Consider the following 18,043-nt stretch of genomic DNA (forward strand, 5'->3'; position numbering starts at 1 on the left):
CCGCAAGAAAAGGTTTTGAAAGGATTCCACCATGCGCAAAGCGCTAGCTCTCTCGCTGCTCGCCCTGTTTCTCGGCGGCTGCGCCAGCGACCCTGCCGACCGTGACATCAGCGGCACCTGGATCAATCAGGTGGCGATCGATGCCGCCGCCAAGGGCGGTCCCCTGCGTGAAGCGCTGCAGGCTTACGGCCCGAATCTGGAATGGGACGTCAACACCAAGGCCGGTCAGGCCCGCTACACCAACGGTTTTGAGAACGTCGAAGGACGGCTGCTGGGCGAAGAGTCCGGCGCCTGGAAAGTCGACTTCTACGGCAGCTCCGCCAGTGAACTGAAACGCGATGGCGGGCGCCTGCAACAAGCTGCCAGCGACAATGAACCAGAACAAGTCTTCGATCGCGCACAGATCCCGGTGCCCGAAGGCGCGCCAATCGGCGCCAGCTTCGAACGCGCGCTGTATTCAGCGTATCTGGGCGGTAACTGGACCATCGCAACCGGCCAGGGTGAAGGCGGTACCGTGCAGTTCCAGGCCGACGGCAAGGTAACCGGGCTGCCGGGCGTTGACCGTTATGCCTTGTGTCTGGCGGGCGATTGCGCGTCCATGAGCAACGGCAACGACAGCATGTGGCTGCAACTCAATGGCCAAGGTAATAACTGGATCTTTGTGCGCAAGGGCAAGGAGCTGGAGATTCTGCAGGCAGTCAACGCTGCGCTGGCGGATGAGCAACCGCAGTTTGCCGCAGGTGAGCGCAAGTGGTTGCTGGAGAAGCAGTAACCTGCCTCCGAAATCTCAGAAGATCAAATGTGGGAGCGAGCCTGCTCGCGAACGCGGTGGGTCAGTCAAACTGATAATGACTGACATACCGCATTCGCGAGCAGGCTCGCTCCCACAGTGGTTTTTGTGTTGCTTAAAACTCAGCACTTACCTTCAAGAATCGCTGCATAGCCTTCGCGATAACTCGAATACTTCGGCACCCACCCCAACGCTTTCGCCCGCGCATTGCTGCAACGCTTGCTGCCAGTGCGCCGCACGCTGGCGTCTTCGGCCCATTCAGTCACGCCCAGGTACTCGCGCAACCAGCCCACCACTTCGGCCAACGGCGCTGGCGCGTCATCCACACCGATATAGAGCTGGTCCAGCTTGACCCCCTCACGGTCTTTTTCCAGCAAGAACGCCAGCAGCCCCGCTGCATCATCGGCATGAATACGATTGCCATACAGCGGTGGCTCCGTAGCCACGCGATACCCGCGACGCACCTGAGTCAGCAGCCACTCGCGGCCCGGGCCGTAAATGCCGGTCAGGCGCAGCACACTTGCCGGGATGCCGCTATTGAGCGCGACCTGCTCGGCTTCGAGCATCAAGCGACCTGAATATCCGGCCGCGACAGTCTCGGAGGTCTCATCCACCCATGCTCCATCCTGCTGGCCGTACACGCTGCTGCTCGACACGAAGATCAGCCGCTCAGGCACTTGCCCATAGTCGTCCAGCCAGCTCAGCACGTTCTGCAAGCCTTGCACGTAGGCCTTGCGGTAGCCCTCTTCATCGTGGTCGGTGGCCGCAGCGCAATACACCAGATAATCCACGGCACCCACCGGCCAGGTCGCCGGGCATTCTTCGTTGAACAGATCGCCGGCGACGCCGATGACCCCCTCCGGCAGCTTGGAAACGTCGCGGCGCAGGCCATGGACTTGCCAGCCAGCCGCCAGCAATTGCGTGGCCAGACGACTGCCGACATCACCACAACCGGCAATCAAAACAGAAGGCGCGGACATCAGAAAACTCCCATCGGAAAGGCACAGACTAGCTCTGGCACAGGACGAACGGCTAGCAATGAAGGAAAAAAAGTTACTCTATTACTTTTGTTAACAAGAATTACTTGCAATAATGCACGCCACTTTTGTTCTCGGCCTCACGAGGCCTGGAAGAGCAACAACGTTTTTCTATCTCAGGTCCGGCCAGCATGACACGTAATCAAACTCCCGCTTCGCCAACCACTCGACCTCGCGCCTGGAGCGCTGTCGCGGCTCTGTTGCTCAGCCTGATGCTGGCACCGACCGCCGCCTTCGCCGACGCTCAAGCGCCCGCCACCCCAGCCGCCACCGAGCAGAGCGCACCCGCTGCCGCTCCGGCTGCACCGGCCGCCACCGATCCGGTGCAGGCTGTCGATGCGGCCGACGCACCTGAAGTCCTCGAAGCCGACAACACCCTGGGCATGGCCCACGACCTGTCGCCGTGGGGCATGTACCAGAACGCCGACATCATCGTGAAAATCGTGATGATCGGTCTGGCCATCGCTTCGATCATCACCTGGACCATCTGGATCGCCAAAGGCTTCGAGCTGATGGGCGCCAAGCGTCGTCTGCGTGGCGAAATTGCCGCACTGAAAAAAGCCACCACCCTCAAGGAAGCCAGCGCCACCGCTGGTAAAGAAGGCACCCTCGCCAACCTGCTGGTGCATGACGCGCTCGAAGAGATGCGCCTGTCGGTCAACAGCCGCGAGAAAGAAGGTATCAAGGAACGCGTCAGCTTCCGCCTCGAGCGCCTCGTAGCAGCCTGCGGTCGCAACATGAGCAGCGGCACCGGCGTCCTTGCCACCATCGGTTCAACCGCACCGTTCGTAGGTCTGTTCGGTACCGTGTGGGGCATCATGAACTCGTTCATCGGCATCGCCAAAACCCAGACCACCAACCTTGCTGTCGTAGCGCCCGGTATTGCTGAAGCACTGCTGGCCACTGCACTTGGTCTGGTTGCGGCGATTCCTGCGGTGGTGATCTACAACGTCTTCGCCCGCTCCATCGCCGGTTACAAGGCGCAGGTCTCCGATGCCTCGGCAGAAGTCCTGCTGCTGGTCAGCCGCGATCTCGACCACCAGCCTGAGCGCAGCTCGCAGCCGCACATGGTTAAAGTGGGGTAATCGGCCATGGGCCTGCATTTGAAAGAAGGCGCAGACGACGATCTGGCCGAGAACCACGAAATCAACGTCACGCCGTTCATCGACGTGATGCTGGTGCTGTTGATCATCTTCATGGTGGCCGCGCCGCTGGCCACCGTGGACATCAAAGTCGACCTGCCCGCCTCGACCGCCAAACCGGCGCCGAGGCCAGAGAAACCGGTGTTCCTCAGTGTCAAAGCTGACCAGCGCCTGTTCCTCGGTGACGACGAAGTGAAAGCCGAAACCCTCGGCGCCACCCTCGACGCCAAGACCCAGGGCAAGAAAGACACCACCATCTTCTTCCAGGCCGACAAAGGCGTGGATTACGGCGACCTGATGAGCGTGATGGACAGCCTGCGCGCCGCCGGTTACCTGAAGGTTGGTCTGGTCGGACTTGAGACGGCAGCCAAGAAATGATCACGACGCGCCATAAGCTGACGCGTTACAGCGGTAGCCTGGCCGTGGTGCTGGGCGTGCATGCGCTGGCCATCGCGCTGGCGCTGAACTGGACTGCCCGCCCGCCCATCGAATTGCCGCCGCAGGCAATGATGGTCGAGCTGGCCCCGTTGCCCGCCCCGCCACCGCCGGCTCCGCCGAAAGTCGTCACGCCGCCGCAGCCACCGGCTCCGGTGGAAGAGTTGCCGATCCCGAAACTGGCTGAAGCACCGAAAGCGGAAATCGCGGTACCCAAACCCAAGCCGAAACCCAAGCCAAAACCGCCGAAGCCGGTCGAGAAAAAGCTGCCCGAGCCGCCGAAGGAAAAACCTTCCGAGGAGAAACCGGCCGATACCCAGCCGACCCAGGCACCGACGGAGAAATCCGCCCAGCCGGCACCGGGCCCGTCGCCAGCGCAACTGGCGGCCAAGGCCAGTTGGCAAGGCACCCTGCTCGCGCATTTGCAGAAGTACAAAAAGTACCCGCAGAGTGCACAGTCGCGTGGCAAGGAAGGTTTGAATCGTCTGCGCTTCGTGGTCGATGGCGAAGGTAATGTACTGTCGTTCGAACTGGTGGGCCGCTCTGGCAACGCTGATCTGGACCGGGCCACCCTGGACATGATCCGCCGCGCGCAACCACTGCCCAAGCCGCCGGCCGACATGCTCAACAACGGCTCGATCGAAATTGTTGCGCCGTTTGTTTATTCGCTCGAACGTCGCCGCTAAACAGCCAGAGCAAAAGATCGCAGCCTTCGGCAGCTCCTACAGGGAATCGCATTTCCAACTGTAGGAGCTGCCGAAGGCTGCGATCTTTTGCTTTTCGCCTTATTAACGAGCGGCAAACCGACCTCGACCGGTGTCGCACTCAGCCCGCAGTCTGATAACGTGCGTCTATCGATTGCAGCCGGTATGCTTGGCGCGCATCTTCATGGACGCTTGCTATGACCCTCACAGAATTACGCTACATCGTCACACTCGCCCAAGAGCAGCATTTCGGCCATGCCGCCGAGCGTTGCCACGTCAGTCAGCCGACGCTGTCGGTGGGCGTGAAGAAACTTGAAGACGAACTCGGTGTGCTGATTTTCGAGCGCAGCAAAAGCGCCGTGCGCCTGACCCCGGTCGGCGAAGGCATCGTCGCCCAGGCACAAAAAGTCCTCGAACAAGCCCAAGGCATTCGCGAACTGGCCCAGGCCGGCAAGAACCAGCTGACCGCACCGCTGAAAGTCGGCGCCATCTACACCGTCGGCCCGTACCTGTTCCCGCACCTGATTCCACAACTGCACCGGGTTGCCCCGCAGATGCCGTTGTACATCGAAGAAAACTTTACCCACGTGCTGCGCGACAAACTGCGCAACGGCGAACTCGACGCCATCATCATCGCCCTGCCGTTCAACGAAGCCGACGTGCTGACCCTGCCGCTGTACGACGAGCCGTTCTACGTCCTGATGCCGGCCCAGCACCCGTGGACCAAGAAAGAATCCATCGACGCCGGCCTGCTCAACGACAAGAGCCTGCTGTTGCTCGGTGAAGGCCACTGCTTCCGCGATCAGGTGCTCGAGGCCTGCCCGACGCTGACCAAGGGCAACGACGGCGCCAAGCACACCACGGTGGAATCCAGCTCGCTGGAAACCATTCGCCACATGGTCGCCTCCGGCTTGGGCATCTCGATCCTGCCATTGTCGGCAGTGGACAGCCATCACTACGCCCCGGGCGTGATTGAAGTGCGCCCACTGACCGCGCCGGTGCCGTTCCGCACCGTGGCGATCGCCTGGCGCGCCAGCTTCCCACGGCCGAAAGCCATCGAGATCCTCGCCGATTCCATTCGCCTGTGCTCGGTGGCCAAGCCAACGGCGCCGGTTACGGCCGGTTAAGCGAGCGTCATGAAGGAGCTGTCGCAAGTGTCGGTGACGGCACTCAAGGGTGTCGGCGAGGCCATGGCCGAGAAACTGGCCAAGGTCGGCCTCGAGAATCTGCAGGACGTGCTGTTCCACCTGCCGCTGCGTTATCAGGATCGCACCCGCGTGGTGCCGATCGGTGCATTGCGACCGGGACAGGACGCCGTGGTTGAAGGCACCGTCAGCGGCGCCGATGTGGTCATGGGTCGCCGTCGCAGTCTGGTCGTGCGCTTGCAGGACGGTACCGGCGGCCTGAGTCTGCGTTTCTACCATTTCAGCAACGCGCAGAAGGAAGGGCTCAAGCGTGGCACGCGGGTTCGCTGCTACGGTGAAGCCCGGCCCGGCGCCTCAGGCCTGGAAATCTATCATCCGGAATACCGCGCGATCACCGGTGATGAACCACCGCCAGTGGACGAAACCCTGACCCCGATCTATCCGCTCACCGAAGGCCTGACCCAGCAGCGCCTGCGCCAGTTGTGCATGCAGACCCTGACACTGCTCAAGCCGAGCACCCTGCCCGACTGGCTGCCGACCGAACTCGCCCGCGACTATCAACTGGCGCCGCTGGCCGACGCGATCCGCTACCTGCACAACCCGCCCGCCGATGCCGATGTCGACGAACTCGCCCTCGGTCATCACTGGGCGCAGCATCGCCTGGCCTTTGAAGAATTACTGACGCATCAACTGTCGCAACAGCGTCTGCGCGAAAGCATGCGTTCACTGCGCGCACCAGCGATGCCGAAAGCCACCAGGCTGCCACCGAAATACCTGAAAAACCTCGGCTTCAACCCCACCGGCGCACAACAGCGAGTCGGCAACGAAATCGCCTACGACCTCAGCCAGCACGAACCAATGCTGCGCCTGATTCAGGGTGACGTTGGCGCGGGGAAAACCGTGGTCGCCGCCCTCGCTGCGCTGCAAGCGCTGGAGGCCGGTTATCAGGTAGCGCTGATGGCACCGACCGAGATCCTCGCCGAACAGCACTTCATCACCTTCAAGCGCTGGCTCGAACCGCTGGGCATTGAAGTCGCGTGGCTGGCCGGCAAGCTCAAGGGCAAGAATCGCGCAGCCGCACTGGAGCAGATCGCCAGCGGCACGCCGATGGTGGTCGGCACCCACGCGCTGTTTCAGGACGAAGTGCAGTTCAAGAACCTTGCGCTGGTGATCATCGACGAACAGCACCGCTTCGGCGTGCAACAGCGTCTGGCATTGCGGCAGAAAGGCGTCGGCGGGCGCATGTGCCCGCACCAACTGATCATGACCGCCACGCCGATTCCACGGACGCTGGCGATGAGTGCCTACGCCGATCTCGACACCTCGATCCTCGATGAACTGCCGCCCGGGCGAACGCCGGTCAACACCGTGTTGGTCACCGACACCCGCCGCGTCGAAGTCATCGAGCGAGTACGCAGCGCCTGTGCCGAAGGGCGTCAGGCGTATTGGGTGTGCACGCTGATTGAAGAATCCGAAGAGCTGACTTGCCAGGCCGCCGAAACCACGTTCGAAGACCTCACCGCCGCCCTCGGCGAATTGAAAGTCGGGCTGATTCACGGGCGCATGAAGCCGGTTGAAAAAGCTGCAGTGATGGCCGAGTTCAAGGCCGGCAACCTGCAACTGCTGGTCGCCACCACGGTGATCGAAGTCGGTGTCGACGTGCCCAACGCCAGCCTGATGATCATTGAAAATCCCGAGCGCCTCGGCCTCGCGCAACTGCACCAGTTGCGCGGTCGTGTTGGTCGGGGCAGCGCGGCCAGCCATTGCGTGCTGCTCTACCATCCGCCGCTGTCGCAGATCGGCCGTCAGCGTTTGGGCATCATGCGCGAGACCAACGACGGTTTCGTCATCGCCGAAAAAGACCTCGAACTGCGCGGCCCCGGGGAAATGCTCGGCACCCGCCAGACTGGCTTGCTGCAATTCAAGGTCGCCGACCTGATGCGCGACGCCGACCTGCTGCCCGCCGTGCGCGATGCCGCCCAGGCTTTGCTGGAACGCTGGCCGACCCACGTCAGCCCATTGCTCGACCGTTGGCTGCGGCATGGGCAGCAATACGGCCAAGTGTGAGCACCGTCGCAGTTTGTGCAGGATCGTTCCTACAGAGCTGGTTATACTCCTGCCATTGTTTCAAAAACGGATACAGACCATGACCGAAGCTGCTCTCGTCCCCGAATCTCCGCAAGCTCCGTCTGTTATTCGGCTGCTGCTCAACAAGCTGGGCGTTGCCTACGAAGAAGTGCTCGACCACCACGGCCTCAATGCCTCGCGCAAAGTGCAGGCCGTGTTGCTGGATGACGCCGTGGGCGCGTTGATGGTGCTGTTTCCACAGAGCCAGTTGCTGGATCTCAATCGTCTCGCCGAACTCACTGGCCGCCGCCTCACAGCCGTGTCCACCGAGCGCCTGGAGAAGATGCTCGGCAAACACAATCTGAGCCTGCTGCCGGGCCTGCCGGCGCTGACCAGTTCGCCGTGCCTCTACGAAGAAAGCCTGCTGCGCGAGCCGAAGTTGCTGATCAACTCCGGCGAGCCGGGCCTGCTGCTGGAAATCAGCAGCGAAGACTTCAAATCGATGCTGACCAAAGCCAGCGCCGCCAACTTCGGCGAAGCCCTGAGCAGCATCCGCCCGAACCTCGACCGCCCGGACGATGACCGCGAGGAAATCACCCAGGCCGTGCAGGCGTTCACCGCGCGGCGCATTCAGCAGCGTCTGGAGGCGACCATCGAGATTCCGCCGCTGGCCGAGACTGCACAAAAAATCATCAAGTTGCGCGTTGATCCGAACGCCACAATCGACGACATCACTGGCGTGGTTGAAACCGATCCGGCACTGGCCGCACAAGTGGTGAGCTGGGCGGCGTCGCCGTATTACGCCTCGCCGGGCAAGATTCGTTCAGTTGAAGACGCAATCGTTCGTGTGCTGGGTTTCGATCTGGTGATCAACCTGGCGCTGGGCCTGGCCCTCGGCAAGACCCTGAGCCTGCCCAAAGACCACCCGCAACACACCACGCCGTACTGGCAGCAGTCGATCTACACCGCCGCCGTCATCGAAGGCCTGACCCGCGCCATGCCGCGCGCCCAGCGCCCGGAAGCCGGCCTGACCTACCTCGCCGGTCTGCTGCACAACTTCGGCTATTTGCTGCTGGCCCACGTGTTCCCGCCGCACTTCTCACTGATCTGCCGCCACCTGGAGGTCAACCCGCACCTGTGCCACAGCTACATCGAGCAACACCTGCTGGGTATCAGCCGCGAACAGATCGGCTCGTGGCTGATGCGCTACTGGGACATGCCCGATGAGCTGGCCACCGCCCTGCGCTTCCAGCACGACCCGAGCTACGACGGCGCCTACGCCGAATACCCGAACCTTGTCTGCCTGGCCGTGCGCCTGCTGCGTAGTCGCGGGATTGGCTCTGGGCCGGATGAAGATATTCCCGATGCCCTGCTCGAGCGTGTCGGTTTGAGCCGCGAAAAAGCCAATGATGTGGTCAGCAAAGTGCTTGAGGCTGAAGTGCTGCTGCGGGAACTGGCTTCGCAATTCAGCCAGGGCTAAACGCATCACGGGCAAGCCCGCTCCCACAAGATCAACACGATCCCTGTGGGAGCGGGCTTGCCCGCGATGAATCCAACCCAATTTACCTGTCTGACACAAAACCTGTGGTGAGGGGATTTATCCCCGACCGGCTGCGCAGCAGTCGCAAACCCAGCCAACAGTGTGTGTCAGCTATATCGAGGTCTCAGGTTTTGGGGCCGCTGCGCAGCCCATCGGGGATAAATCCCCTCGCCACAACATCCCTTCTACTCAAGCCTTAGGCTTAGCCTTCCTCGGCAACAAATACTTCATCAACCCCTGAAACCACATCACCAGCGCCGGATTCCCCTTGAGCTGGATCGACTTGTCCTGGATCCCCTGCATAAACGCCAACTGCTTGTTCTTCGCCTGCATCGTGGCAAAGCCATAACCGGCGTCTTTAAACGCAATCGCAAACGCCGGCTCCGCCACCACGCCAGATTTGCTGGTGATGCGCTGATCCTTGACCACGAAATGCCGCGCCACTTTCCCATCCAGCGTCTGCAGCTGAAACACCAGATCCTTGTCACCCAACTGCTGCTGGAACGCAGGATTGGTCCGGCTGGCCTTACCCATCAACAAACCCATCATCCACAGGAGAAAACGAAATTTCATGCGCACAGCCTCAAAAGGAAAATGAACGGCCGGGGCAGTGTAAGGGATTCGGACGATAACGCCAGTATCTGACGCTGTTGGAAGAGGATGCGAACTTTTTCCCGCACGATGACTGCCAAGTCACGATTCCGCAAGCAGCGTCCTACACCTGTTGAAACACATCCCTGTAGGAGCTGGCGAAGCCTGCGATCTTTTGATCTTCCGGCCCGCGAATCTATGGGAAATTTCCTGCAAAGTGCGGTGCTGTCCATGAACTAGGCGAGTTGGCTGGCTATCGATAGGATCTGTGGGTCGCCGCAAAATCGGCGATACGGACGTGCAAGTCCGCATCGGCACACTATCGGTTATAGCTATTCACCGAGCGTTTTCTTATGCTCGCAAATCGTTATGGCAGCTGTGTGTGGGAGACCTTCGGGTCTGCCGGTTTGCCGATTGCCGGTCTTGCACACCTATACACAGCTGCCACCTAATTCGAAGTGCGAGCGAAAGGGTGTTAGCTCCTTAATCGGTATATTTAAATGATCAAACCAACACCCAATCCCCCCGAAACCCCAGATATATCGCCCTACGAATCTCTCGAATCAAAGAAATTCCACGAAGCCGCCGAGCGCGCCCTCGACCACCACTTCAAACCGCCCCTCGAACCACACCCCAAACGCGAAACCGGCCTCTTCAGCCTCTCCCCCGGCACCGACGCCGAAGCCCTCATGGCCAATGCCTCGGAAGACCTGCTGTCCATCAGCGTCATCGCCTGCGATCTGGCTGACGACCTCCACGGCTCTCGCCGCTCGGTCGCGCTGGCCCTGAGCAGAATGGCGGACGGGGTTCGGTTGATGGTGGAAGGGATGCTTGATCACATTGAAGTGCGGAATACGCCGGCCAAGCCGTAACGCGGTTTGCGGATGAAAAAAGGGGACGTTAAGTCCCCTTTTCTAGAGCGAATAATCCATCACTTCTTCCAACCGCCAGCATTGCCCCCGGACAAACCGATATTCGAAGACATAGTCGGTATCCGGTTTCTGCAGGATGGCGACGGCGTGATCTCCCCGCTCTTCCTTGACGGTCAATGTCAGGCCTTGGACTTCTCGCTTGGCCTGATCCGGGATGATTGGAAACTTGAGTTCCTCACCGCTGAGGCTGCGCTTTTCCATCTCAGGCTCAGCATCACCGGCCACAGTCGTGACCATTTTCAGCGGTTGTTGGACGAAGGATTTCTGCACATCGGCGCGCTCGGAGAAGGCTGCGAGAAACGCTGAAAAGTCGGGCGAGGGGCAAGCGACACTGGTCACGTCGCCGTTAGTTTTGGGCGACTTCTGGCGCAGATCCTGTTGAAGCTTTGAATCGGCAATGATCTTTGCATCGAGGTCTGCCAGGCGCTTTTTGATACTCGCCGCATCCTTGTAGGCACACACAACATCGACGCCGTTTTCAAGGTCTCGGCCGTCTCGGCAATCCTGCAACTCAGGGTCTGGCGGATCACCACGAAAAAAACGCAACGACAACTGCTCGCTTTGCTTGATGAGTGGCAATTCCAGCGTCCAATAGGTATAGCCTTCGAACCCACCGTTTGACTCTTTTTGCCTCATGAGCACGTACAGGGACTTCCCCGCTTGCTCAGGGAATTTTCGTTCGAAGAAAAACACCGATGCGACTTCATCACCCACGAGCGGCGCCACAAACGAGAGTTCTGGCTTCGTGGCACTCATTGTCGTGTAAAAAACCTCACCACCGGGAACGTAGCCACCTGTCGTCTGACCTTTGAGCGTGTTCTTCAAGAACAACACGGTGATCTTCTGCTCGCCCACCGATGCCACCACCGGCGGATGCATTTGCTTGATGGTTTGCAGGTCATCAGCGGTTGCCGTTTGCGCGGTAAGACCGATGATCGATGCGAGCATGCACACACGACTTGAAAACCTGGTCACTTCCATTACTTCCTTGTTGATCGACGAATTGATCAATCTTCAATAACTAGCGCGAGGGCATCACGATGATTCAGGCGCGCCGCATTTCAGCTCTTGGATTTGCGCGTTCTGAATCGGAATTACACAGGCGAGACGTTTCTCTCCGGGTGCACGAAGCTCCGTGAGGCTGAGCGTTACGTGTAACCCGTCCTCGGCAAACGCGTGATCCTCAAAACCTGCGTCGGCATAGTCGCTCCAGAATCTCTTGCCATCGAAAGTGCAAAACTGCCTGGACGACAGCACTCTCCAGTTGCCGTCGGGCGCGAGAGTCTGAACAGTCAGGCAAGGATTGCCGAAGGTACTGACGTAGCGAGCCACGACATCGCCGAAGCGTCGAGAGGCGGATTCAGACACTTGACTGATATTGATCACATCACTCGGTCGATCGGATGCGATCGCTTCCAGATAACCGGCACGCTCCAGACTTATCCGTGCCACACACAGACTGATCATCAAGGACTGCGCCTGTGAGCCGGGTTGTACTTCTGTGGCCTCCAGCAAGCATGTGGTGTCGCGCAACTTGAGCCAGGCACGTTGTGAATCTTTGGCGATTGCAATAAATGCCTCAGCTTGTGCAGGGTCTTCCTCTCGCTGAGACGCGAAACGCGCTATCAGTTTTTTGTAGCTGGCATTAAGTTTTGCGTCGGCCGCTTTACGGTCGGCTTCAACGCATTCCAGGTATTGCCAACTTACGGTAATGACCTTGCAAGTATCCTCAGCGAGCGCAATTGAAGTGAACATCAGCCCAAGGGCCAACACGATAAAGCGGGCAAACCTGTTCATTTTTTCATTCCCTGAAACTCTGATCGCTCAACGACGCGTTGCGGAATTTTCTGCGCCTTGCCAGCGGCAGTCATCGCTTCGCCGTACTCGCGGTAATAGCGCTGTGCTTCCTCTTTTCGATCAAGTCGCCACAAGGAATCCGCCATGTTCAACATCAACACCGTACGCTTGCCCACCGCCTCAACGCCGCGATAAAACTTCAGCGCCAGCTCATCTCTACCGCCCTCCGCCAGATAAAAGCCGAGGTCGTTGTAGGCTTGAACATTTTGCGCCGGGGGATGACACGCCATGTAGGACTCCGGGCTTAAAAAACTCATGCTCCACTCAAGGGATTCGGCGCGGGACTGCGCCGTTTCGAGGTTCAAGACATGTTTCAGCAGTTCCTTGGGAGGTTTGGTTTCCAAGGCAGGGTTGAGCACCCCGCCCTCTTCGGAAACCCACTGATGGCCCTCCCAGTTACCCTCACAAAACCTTTCGTAACTCTCAGCCAACACGCAACCGGTTTCCATCGAAATCACAGCGCAATGCCCCTGTGATGTCGCTATTTCCTCACCGTTCTCACCTATGACTACGCCGTACTCCACCGGGGTCGCCAACAAGGTTTTCTTATCGGGGCTAAGCCATTCGGGATAGGCCTGAGTACCAATGCCAGCATGGAAGAGCGGAAACGTTTTTCCATTTGCCGTGAACCAGGCAGTGGCAGACTCCACCACAGGTGAAGTCCACTTTTTTGCTTGTAACGTCACTGTGTGCCCGTCAATGCCAACTATTGGCGGCTCTTCGGCAAAGGCGCTGGCGGCAACCAAGTTGCCGAACATCAACACCCACTTAAGGCTGGCCATATTCAATCCTTTTCACCGCCGGGCTTTCCGATTGCAGCTGCCTTTTGGTAACGCCATAGGCCTCCATCAGCACTCCCCGGGAGCCCTTCGAACCAAACGAGCGCTGGGTATTATCGAAGCTATATTGCTCCAGCCGTCCTGCCGTCGAGTAATACCCACGCCACTCCGGGCAGGCACCGCAACCGCCGTAACCACCGATTGAAACAAGGCTGCCCTTGCTACCTGTCACACAATCCATTGCCACCACCACGTTGCTCAGCATCTTCGTCTTCACCCCGTCCGAGGTGAGTTGGGAAACCTTGCCGACATCACGCCGAAGCACTTTGCCGCCGATGTTGATGGTCTGGTCGGAGCAAACCGGCAGCACGTGGTCGGCGGTGTCCTCCACCGTCACTGATCGGCAGGACGACACCAACACCACTTCAACGCCGCCACATTGCATAACGTCGCGCTGGGTGTAGGCATCGGTCGGAGCGGCGACGGCCGGAAGCGAGAGCAACAGAGAAAGACAGCCCGTGAGTAAGCGGTTCATCCCCTAATCCTTAATCAAGCGGCGGCGTTTCTGCGTCTGTCATCGTCAGCAACCGAAATTCGTTGTTCACAAACTCGTAGTAACGATCCCGGTTGACGCTTTCCAGCGAATTCCCCTGAGCGTCTTCTTCGCCGTCGAGGGTGATACCGGAAATAAGGATCAAGCGGCTGTCGGGTTTGTAAGCCATGGCGAAGGTGCTGCCGTCGTAGGCATTCGGCAGACCGCCAGAGACTTCACCGGTTTGTGCATCGAGCACTTCGGCGCAGATGGCACCGCCGCCACAACCCAACGGGTTGAGGATGTAATGGCCGGCGAAGTTGACCTTGCCTTTCAAGGCTTTTGATCGCGCACTGTCCATCACCGGATTGCTGTTTTCCTGCGGCACCAGTGCATGGTGGGTGCCGGTGAAAACTGGTGTGACGGGATAATCCTTGAAGTCGGGGTCGGCGGCGAATGCCATGGTTGTGGCAGCCAATATCAAGCTGCCGAGAAGAGCCGAAAATCCTTTCATGTAGTAACTCCTTAATGGAAGACCTAAAACCGACGGCTCCCGGTTCATCCCTTGTTACCCGGATTGACCAGACTCAACTCACCATCCCGATACACCACCTCACACCCCACCCACGCCGGGTCCACCTGCGGCATCACCGCCGACGGCTTTCGCAATTCGCGCAGCAACGTCGAGCCATGCGACAACCGCCCACCCATCCGCGCAATCACTGCCCGCGCTGTTTGGTAATGCGCGTGCCGCCCCGGATCGAGAGTGTCTTCCAGCAAGATGTCCTCGCCGAGGATGCCCCGCACTTGCCCCGGATAAATCATGAACCCGGTCGCCTGCTCCGCACCTTCGCGACCGTCCTGCCAGAAGCTGCCGTCTCGGGTGCGAACGTCGGGATGCGGTGCAAACCAGTGCTCGCGATCCGCCAGCGGCATCGCGTGATGCAGGCGGAAGAAGATGCGCATGAGGTTGTCGCGATACCACTCGCGTACTTGCAGGTAGTAACCGCGTAGGCCCGGCAGGCCGGTCGAATGCGCGAGGCGGATCAGTCCAGACCATTGCGGGAATGGCTGTAGCGGCAGATCGCTCGACGCGGGCCGAGGGGTGGCCGGATCGGTTTCCCACGGCAATCGATGCGGACTGTTTTCAAGGTTGTCGTAAGCAGTCGGCGGGCGACCCAGCCAATCGCCACCGCTGCTGGCCAGTGCCGTGGCGATGCACAGATTGCCTTGCACCACGAACACGTAAAACCGAGTGAACCAGTCTGCCAATTGCTGACCATCGGCAGCTTGGGCGACGAGTTCGGCCAGTTCCCGATCGAAGCGCTGCAAACCGTTTTCAAGATTCAGCAAATGGCCGCGAGCCTTGCGTTGCATACGCAAAAACAGCGGCAACGAACGGAGTATCTTCAGCGGTTGCCACGGCAGATGCGGGGTCGCGCCGCCGACTTCACCGGCGTAGTTAGCGGCGCTGATGCCCCAGTCGGCCAGCCGGGCGAGAAACAGATCATTGTTGATATAGGACGCGCCACCGAACACAGCGGTGAACGGCTCGTTGTCCTGCAACACTCGCGCATCCCAACGCGCCATGATCGCCGGGATACTCGCTGCCGCGCGGCGTTGGGCGTATTCCACCAACACGCTCGGTCGCGGCGGCAGGATCTCGGCGATGTTGGCGGCGGTCAGGTGGCGGCGCCAGCCGTAGTCGCTGATCGGCCGGTATTGCAGCAGCCACAATTGCGAGCCATCCCAGGCCCATTCGACGTCGCCCGGTACATAGTGAAAGACGCGCAACACGTCTTGCAGAAAGCGCCAGAGCAGGTCTTCGGTTAAGCCGGGGGATGGCGTGAACGTGCCGCTGCGCCAAGCATCGCCGAGCCGCGAAAGCGTTGCTCGCGAGGGGCTGACGTGACCGTCGGCCAGCGATTCGAGATGGCCTTCAACCCACTCCAGTTCTACCGAGAGATGGCGCACAAACGCGATCCCGGAAACTAGCGGCGTGATGAAGCGTTGCACCACCACTTCCTCGACGCCTTCGGCCGTCAGCTCGGCGATGCGTTTCGGCACGTTGGCGGTCGGTTCGCGCAGATAGGTCGTGCTCAAACCGGCATTCGCCAAATCGGCCTGATCCTCGCCATAACTGGAGGAGCGCACCGCCCAAGTCACATCAGGTTGAGCAGCGAGAAATGCCGGCAGACGCGGATCGGCACATTCGTTGAGCGTCAGCGCCGCTGGCACCGCTTGCCGGGCCAGCTCAGCCAGGCGCAAACGACCGCCCTTGGTGTGGGCGACAAACCCGCGCTCGCCCGACTCCAGCCACTGCGCGAACTGCGCGGGCGAGTCGATCCACGGGTAATGGCCCCAACCGGGTTTCAAGCTGATGGTCAGATCAGCGCGGGCGAGAATCGCCGACCATGCCGCCGCTTGCTCGATGCCGAGTACAGCGTCCTGATCGCCCCAGACCAACTCGACCGGATCGGTGATCCACTCCAGCAGCGGCAACGCGGTGTCGGCGCGAATCAGATCCCAGTGCGGCACAAACGCACGGCAGCGCGCATAGCCGGCGCCCATGCGCTGGTACTGCGCAGGCGTCCAGGTCTGGTTGGAAAACTTGCGCGCGAACAGCGTGGGTTTGTTCGACAGCAGCCAGTGAATGGTCTTGCGAATTGGCAGCGGCGACATCAATGCCGGCAAGCGACGCTGCCACAAAAACGCACCGACCGGCGCCAACAAAACGCTGCGGGAAAAGTGTCCGGGCCGACGTTGCAACGCGTGCAGCACCAGCAAGGCATTGACCCCGACCGCCATGATCGCGCTGCCCTTCTGCGTCATCGCCAACAAGGTCTGCGCGTAGTCCGCCAGATCCTCGCAGGGTGGCAGCGGATTGGCGCCGAAGCCCGGCAACTCCAGCGGCAGCACGTCGTAGCGCTGGAAGTACGGCAGCGCGTCATCCCACCAATCGGCGGCGCTGCCGTTGCCGGCCAGCAGGTACATCAACGGCTTGCTCATGGACGATCCTCAGGTCAGATCGCGCAGAGCAGCGTCGAGGGTTGGAAAACGGAATGTGTAGCCAGCCTCAGTCAAACGCTGCGGCACCACGCACTGACCGTCGAAGAACAACTGCGCCATCTCCCCCGCCATTGCACGCACTGGCGCAGCGGGAATATGCAACCACACCGGACGCTTGAGGACCTTGCCGGCCTGCTCGGCGAACGCGGCCTGACTGACCGTTTCCGGCGCCACCATGTTGTAGGTGCCGCGCAGATTGTCATCGTTGAAAGCCCGCGCGATCACCTGAAGCACATCGTCGCGATGCACCCAACTCATGATCTGCCGACCATCGCCCATGCGCCCGCCGAAACCCAGGCGGAACGGCAGCAGCAACGGCGTCAACGCACCGCCGGGGCCGAACACCACGCCGAGGCGCAGCACCACCTGACGCACGCCAAATTCCGTGGCCGGTTGCGCGGCGGCTTCCCAACGCGCACAGAGTTCAGCCATGAAGCCGTCGCCCTTGCTGGCGTGTTCGTCGAGGTTTTCACTGGCGTCGCGCACGCCGTAGAAGCCGATGGCCGAGGCTTGAATCCATAGGGCCGGTTTATGCTTGGTGTTCTTCAGCCAGGTCATCAACGCTTCGGTGGTGCCGACTCGGCTGGCGAGCAGTTGCGCCTGACGCTTGGGAGTCCAGCGTGGGCCGGCGACAGGGGCACCGGCGAGATTGATCACTACGTCGAAGGCTTCGTCGTGGCTAAGTTCGCTGAGCGAATGCACACAGCGGATGCGGCCGTTGAATAGATTGGCCGCGCTCAACGGATCGCGCGTCAGTACGCTGATGGAGTGGCCCGCGTCGAGTAATTGACTGACCAAGGCTTTACCGATAAATCCGGTGCCGCCGGTGATCAGCACACGTTTGAAAGCGCCACCGGCAAACGGGTTGGACAGGCTCGTTGTCTTTACTGCAGGAGACTTCCGGCGGTCATGCCGATACAGCCAGAACAGTGGCGGCAACAACACCAGCAACGCAAAACCGTCGAGCCACAGGTGCGACCAGACCTGTTGTTGCGCTGAGAGCCACATGTCCTGCGGCGCCCATAACAGGATGCCAGCGGTCAACCAGCCCCACATCGCCGGGGCTTTCAAGCGATTGCCCAAGTGCACCAGCGCGAGCATGTACAACGAATAACTTTGCAGCGTCGCGCCGAATAGCGCGAGCCACCAGACTTGTTGTTCGTGGCCGGCGGTGGGAACCGGATCGGCGCCCCAGAATGCGAGTTCGAGGGTGTGCAGATAGCCGTCGAGTAATCCGGAATGCCCGGCCCACGTCAGGGTGAGGCCGGCAAGAATGTGCACGATTGCGGCTGCGTATAGCCAGAGCACCAACGCTGGGCGAAGGGAGATCGAGGGGGCTGGCATTCCGTGTCCTGAGCGCGTTCCTTGGGGGTGGGGAGTTTAAAGGAAAATGGGTGTTTTCAGTCGCTCGAACACAATACGT

General features: G+C 60.3%; 17 protein-coding genes. 8 read left to right on the forward strand and 9 right to left on the reverse strand.

Annotation, left to right across the window (positions count from 1 at the left end; translation table 11 throughout):
* Positions 1-31 precede the first annotated feature (31 nt).
* Complete coding sequence (locus ND528_RS06975; RefSeq protein ID WP_263469966.1) at positions 32-772, forward strand: hypothetical protein; 741 nt, start codon at positions 32-34, stop codon at positions 770-772.
* 140 nt (positions 773-912) lie between these two features.
* On the opposite strand, the gene ND528_RS06980 is transcribed toward ND528_RS06975, so the two are convergent.
* A complete protein-coding gene (locus ND528_RS06980) occupies positions 913-1,770 on the reverse strand; it encodes an SDR family oxidoreductase (RefSeq protein WP_125927417.1) in 858 nt (285 codons plus the stop codon).
* A gap of 188 nt (positions 1,771-1,958) precedes the next feature.
* On the opposite strand from ND528_RS06980, the gene exbB reads away from it, so the two are divergent.
* The 6 genes from exbB (at position 1,959) to ND528_RS07010 (ending at position 8,800) form a co-directional block, all read left to right on the forward strand.
* Positions 1,959-2,912: a tonB-system energizer ExbB gene (gene exbB / locus ND528_RS06985; protein WP_024014803.1), complete on the forward strand. Its 954-nt coding sequence runs from the start codon at positions 1,959-1,961 to the stop codon at positions 2,910-2,912.
* Positions 2,913-2,918: 6 nt separating this feature from the next.
* Positions 2,919-3,347: a TonB system transport protein ExbD gene (gene exbD / locus ND528_RS06990; RefSeq protein WP_016772535.1), complete on the forward strand. Its 429-nt coding sequence runs from the start codon at positions 2,919-2,921 to the stop codon at positions 3,345-3,347.
* Positions 3,344-4,090 carry a TonB family protein gene (locus ND528_RS06995; RefSeq protein WP_042608108.1) on the forward strand — a complete coding sequence of 249 codons (747 nt, stop codon included), beginning with the start codon at positions 3,344-3,346 and terminating at the stop codon, positions 4,088-4,090. Before exbD ends, ND528_RS06995 begins: the two co-directional genes overlap by 4 nt.
* 215 nt (positions 4,091-4,305) lie before the next feature.
* Positions 4,306-5,235, forward strand: a complete 930-nt coding sequence (locus tag ND528_RS07000; protein ID WP_016772533.1) for a hydrogen peroxide-inducible genes activator — start codon at positions 4,306-4,308, stop codon at positions 5,233-5,235.
* Between the two features lie 9 nt (positions 5,236-5,244).
* Entirely contained in the window at positions 5,245-7,320 is a 2,076-nt protein-coding gene (gene recG, locus ND528_RS07005; protein WP_263469967.1) for an ATP-dependent DNA helicase RecG, read from the forward strand.
* A gap of 79 nt (positions 7,321-7,399) precedes the next feature.
* Positions 7,400-8,800 carry an aminoacyl-tRNA deacylase and HDOD domain-containing protein gene (locus tag ND528_RS07010; protein ID WP_123441845.1) on the forward strand — a complete coding sequence of 467 codons (1,401 nt, stop codon included), beginning with the start codon at positions 7,400-7,402 and terminating at the stop codon, positions 8,798-8,800.
* Between the two features lie 249 nt (positions 8,801-9,049).
* Here the strand turns inward: ND528_RS07010 and ND528_RS07015 are convergent, their stop codons facing one another.
* On the reverse strand, positions 9,050-9,433 hold the full coding sequence (locus ND528_RS07015) for a helicase (protein WP_130911207.1): 384 nt from the start codon (positions 9,431-9,433) through the stop codon (positions 9,050-9,052).
* Between the two features lie 518 nt (positions 9,434-9,951).
* Between ND528_RS07015 and ND528_RS07020 the strand changes: the two genes are divergently transcribed.
* On the forward strand, positions 9,952-10,323 hold the full coding sequence (locus ND528_RS07020) for a DUF6124 family protein (RefSeq protein ID WP_130911206.1): 372 nt from the start codon (positions 9,952-9,954) through the stop codon (positions 10,321-10,323).
* A 42-nt stretch (positions 10,324-10,365) separates the two neighbouring features.
* Here ND528_RS07020 and ND528_RS07025 read toward each other — a convergent pair whose 3' ends face one another.
* Genes ND528_RS07025 through ND528_RS07055 form a run of 7 tightly spaced genes read right to left on the reverse strand, consistent with a single transcriptional unit; the run spans position 10,366 to position 17,964 of the window.
* A complete protein-coding gene (locus ND528_RS07025) occupies positions 10,366-11,364 on the reverse strand; it encodes a hypothetical protein (protein WP_263469968.1) in 999 nt (332 codons plus the stop codon).
* 54 nt (positions 11,365-11,418) lie between these two features.
* Entirely contained in the window at positions 11,419-12,180 is a 762-nt protein-coding gene (locus ND528_RS07030) for a lysozyme inhibitor LprI family protein (RefSeq protein WP_130911204.1), read from the reverse strand.
* Positions 12,177-13,022 carry a tetratricopeptide repeat protein gene (locus ND528_RS07035; protein ID WP_263469969.1) on the reverse strand — a complete coding sequence of 282 codons (846 nt, stop codon included), beginning with the start codon at positions 13,020-13,022 and terminating at the stop codon, positions 12,177-12,179. Before ND528_RS07035 ends, ND528_RS07030 begins: the two co-directional genes overlap by 4 nt.
* Entirely contained in the window at positions 13,009-13,554 is a 546-nt protein-coding gene (locus ND528_RS07040) for a hypothetical protein (protein ID WP_130911202.1), read from the reverse strand. The genes ND528_RS07035 and ND528_RS07040 overlap by 14 nt, the downstream gene beginning before the upstream one ends.
* Before the next feature lie 10 nt (positions 13,555-13,564).
* On the reverse strand, positions 13,565-14,065 hold the full coding sequence (locus ND528_RS07045) for a hypothetical protein (RefSeq protein WP_178083684.1): 501 nt from the start codon (positions 14,063-14,065) through the stop codon (positions 13,565-13,567).
* 44 nt (positions 14,066-14,109) lie between these two features.
* Complete coding sequence (locus ND528_RS07050; RefSeq protein ID WP_263469970.1) at positions 14,110-16,560, reverse strand: alpha/beta fold hydrolase; 2,451 nt, start codon at positions 16,558-16,560, stop codon at positions 14,110-14,112.
* A 9-nt stretch (positions 16,561-16,569) separates the two neighbouring features.
* Positions 16,570-17,964: a TIGR01777 family oxidoreductase gene (locus ND528_RS07055; protein WP_130911200.1), complete on the reverse strand. Its 1,395-nt coding sequence runs from the start codon at positions 17,962-17,964 to the stop codon at positions 16,570-16,572.
* Positions 17,965-18,043 lie beyond the last annotated feature (79 nt).

The organism is Pseudomonas mercuritolerans (assembly GCF_025706525.1).
Classification (GTDB): domain Bacteria; phylum Pseudomonadota; class Gammaproteobacteria; order Pseudomonadales; family Pseudomonadaceae; genus Aquipseudomonas; species Aquipseudomonas mercuritolerans.

What these genes read in the sequence shown, in the direction of transcription:
- ND528_RS06975 (WP_263469966.1), top strand. Translation starts at nt 32, where the DNA reads ATGCGCAAAGCGCTAGCTCTCTCGCTGCTCGCCCTGTTTCTCGGCGGC.
- ND528_RS06980 (WP_125927417.1), bottom strand. Translation starts at nt 1,770, where the DNA reads ATGTCCGCGCCTTCTGTTTTGATTGCCGGTTGTGGTGATGTCGGCAGT.
- exbB (WP_024014803.1), top strand. Translation starts at nt 1,959, where the DNA reads ATGACACGTAATCAAACTCCCGCTTCGCCAACCACTCGACCTCGCGCC.
- exbD (WP_016772535.1), top strand. Translation starts at nt 2,919, where the DNA reads ATGGGCCTGCATTTGAAAGAAGGCGCAGACGACGATCTGGCCGAGAAC.
- ND528_RS06995 (WP_042608108.1), top strand. Translation starts at nt 3,344, where the DNA reads ATGATCACGACGCGCCATAAGCTGACGCGTTACAGCGGTAGCCTGGCC.
- ND528_RS07000 (WP_016772533.1), top strand. Translation starts at nt 4,306, where the DNA reads ATGACCCTCACAGAATTACGCTACATCGTCACACTCGCCCAAGAGCAG.
- recG (WP_263469967.1), top strand. Translation starts at nt 5,245, where the DNA reads ATGAAGGAGCTGTCGCAAGTGTCGGTGACGGCACTCAAGGGTGTCGGC.
- ND528_RS07010 (WP_123441845.1), top strand. Translation starts at nt 7,400, where the DNA reads ATGACCGAAGCTGCTCTCGTCCCCGAATCTCCGCAAGCTCCGTCTGTT.
- ND528_RS07015 (WP_130911207.1), bottom strand. Translation starts at nt 9,433, where the DNA reads ATGAAATTTCGTTTTCTCCTGTGGATGATGGGTTTGTTGATGGGTAAG.
- ND528_RS07020 (WP_130911206.1), top strand. Translation starts at nt 9,952, where the DNA reads ATGATCAAACCAACACCCAATCCCCCCGAAACCCCAGATATATCGCCC.
- ND528_RS07025 (WP_263469968.1), bottom strand. Translation starts at nt 11,364, where the DNA reads ATGGAAGTGACCAGGTTTTCAAGTCGTGTGTGCATGCTCGCATCGATC.
- ND528_RS07030 (WP_130911204.1), bottom strand. Translation starts at nt 12,180, where the DNA reads ATGAACAGGTTTGCCCGCTTTATCGTGTTGGCCCTTGGGCTGATGTTC.
- ND528_RS07035 (WP_263469969.1), bottom strand. Translation starts at nt 13,022, where the DNA reads ATGGCCAGCCTTAAGTGGGTGTTGATGTTCGGCAACTTGGTTGCCGCC.
- ND528_RS07040 (WP_130911202.1), bottom strand. Translation starts at nt 13,554, where the DNA reads ATGAACCGCTTACTCACGGGCTGTCTTTCTCTGTTGCTCTCGCTTCCG.
- ND528_RS07045 (WP_178083684.1), bottom strand. Translation starts at nt 14,065, where the DNA reads ATGAAAGGATTTTCGGCTCTTCTCGGCAGCTTGATATTGGCTGCCACA.
- ND528_RS07050 (WP_263469970.1), bottom strand. Translation starts at nt 16,560, where the DNA reads ATGAGCAAGCCGTTGATGTACCTGCTGGCCGGCAACGGCAGCGCCGCC.
- ND528_RS07055 (WP_130911200.1), bottom strand. Translation starts at nt 17,964, where the DNA reads ATGCCAGCCCCCTCGATCTCCCTTCGCCCAGCGTTGGTGCTCTGGCTA.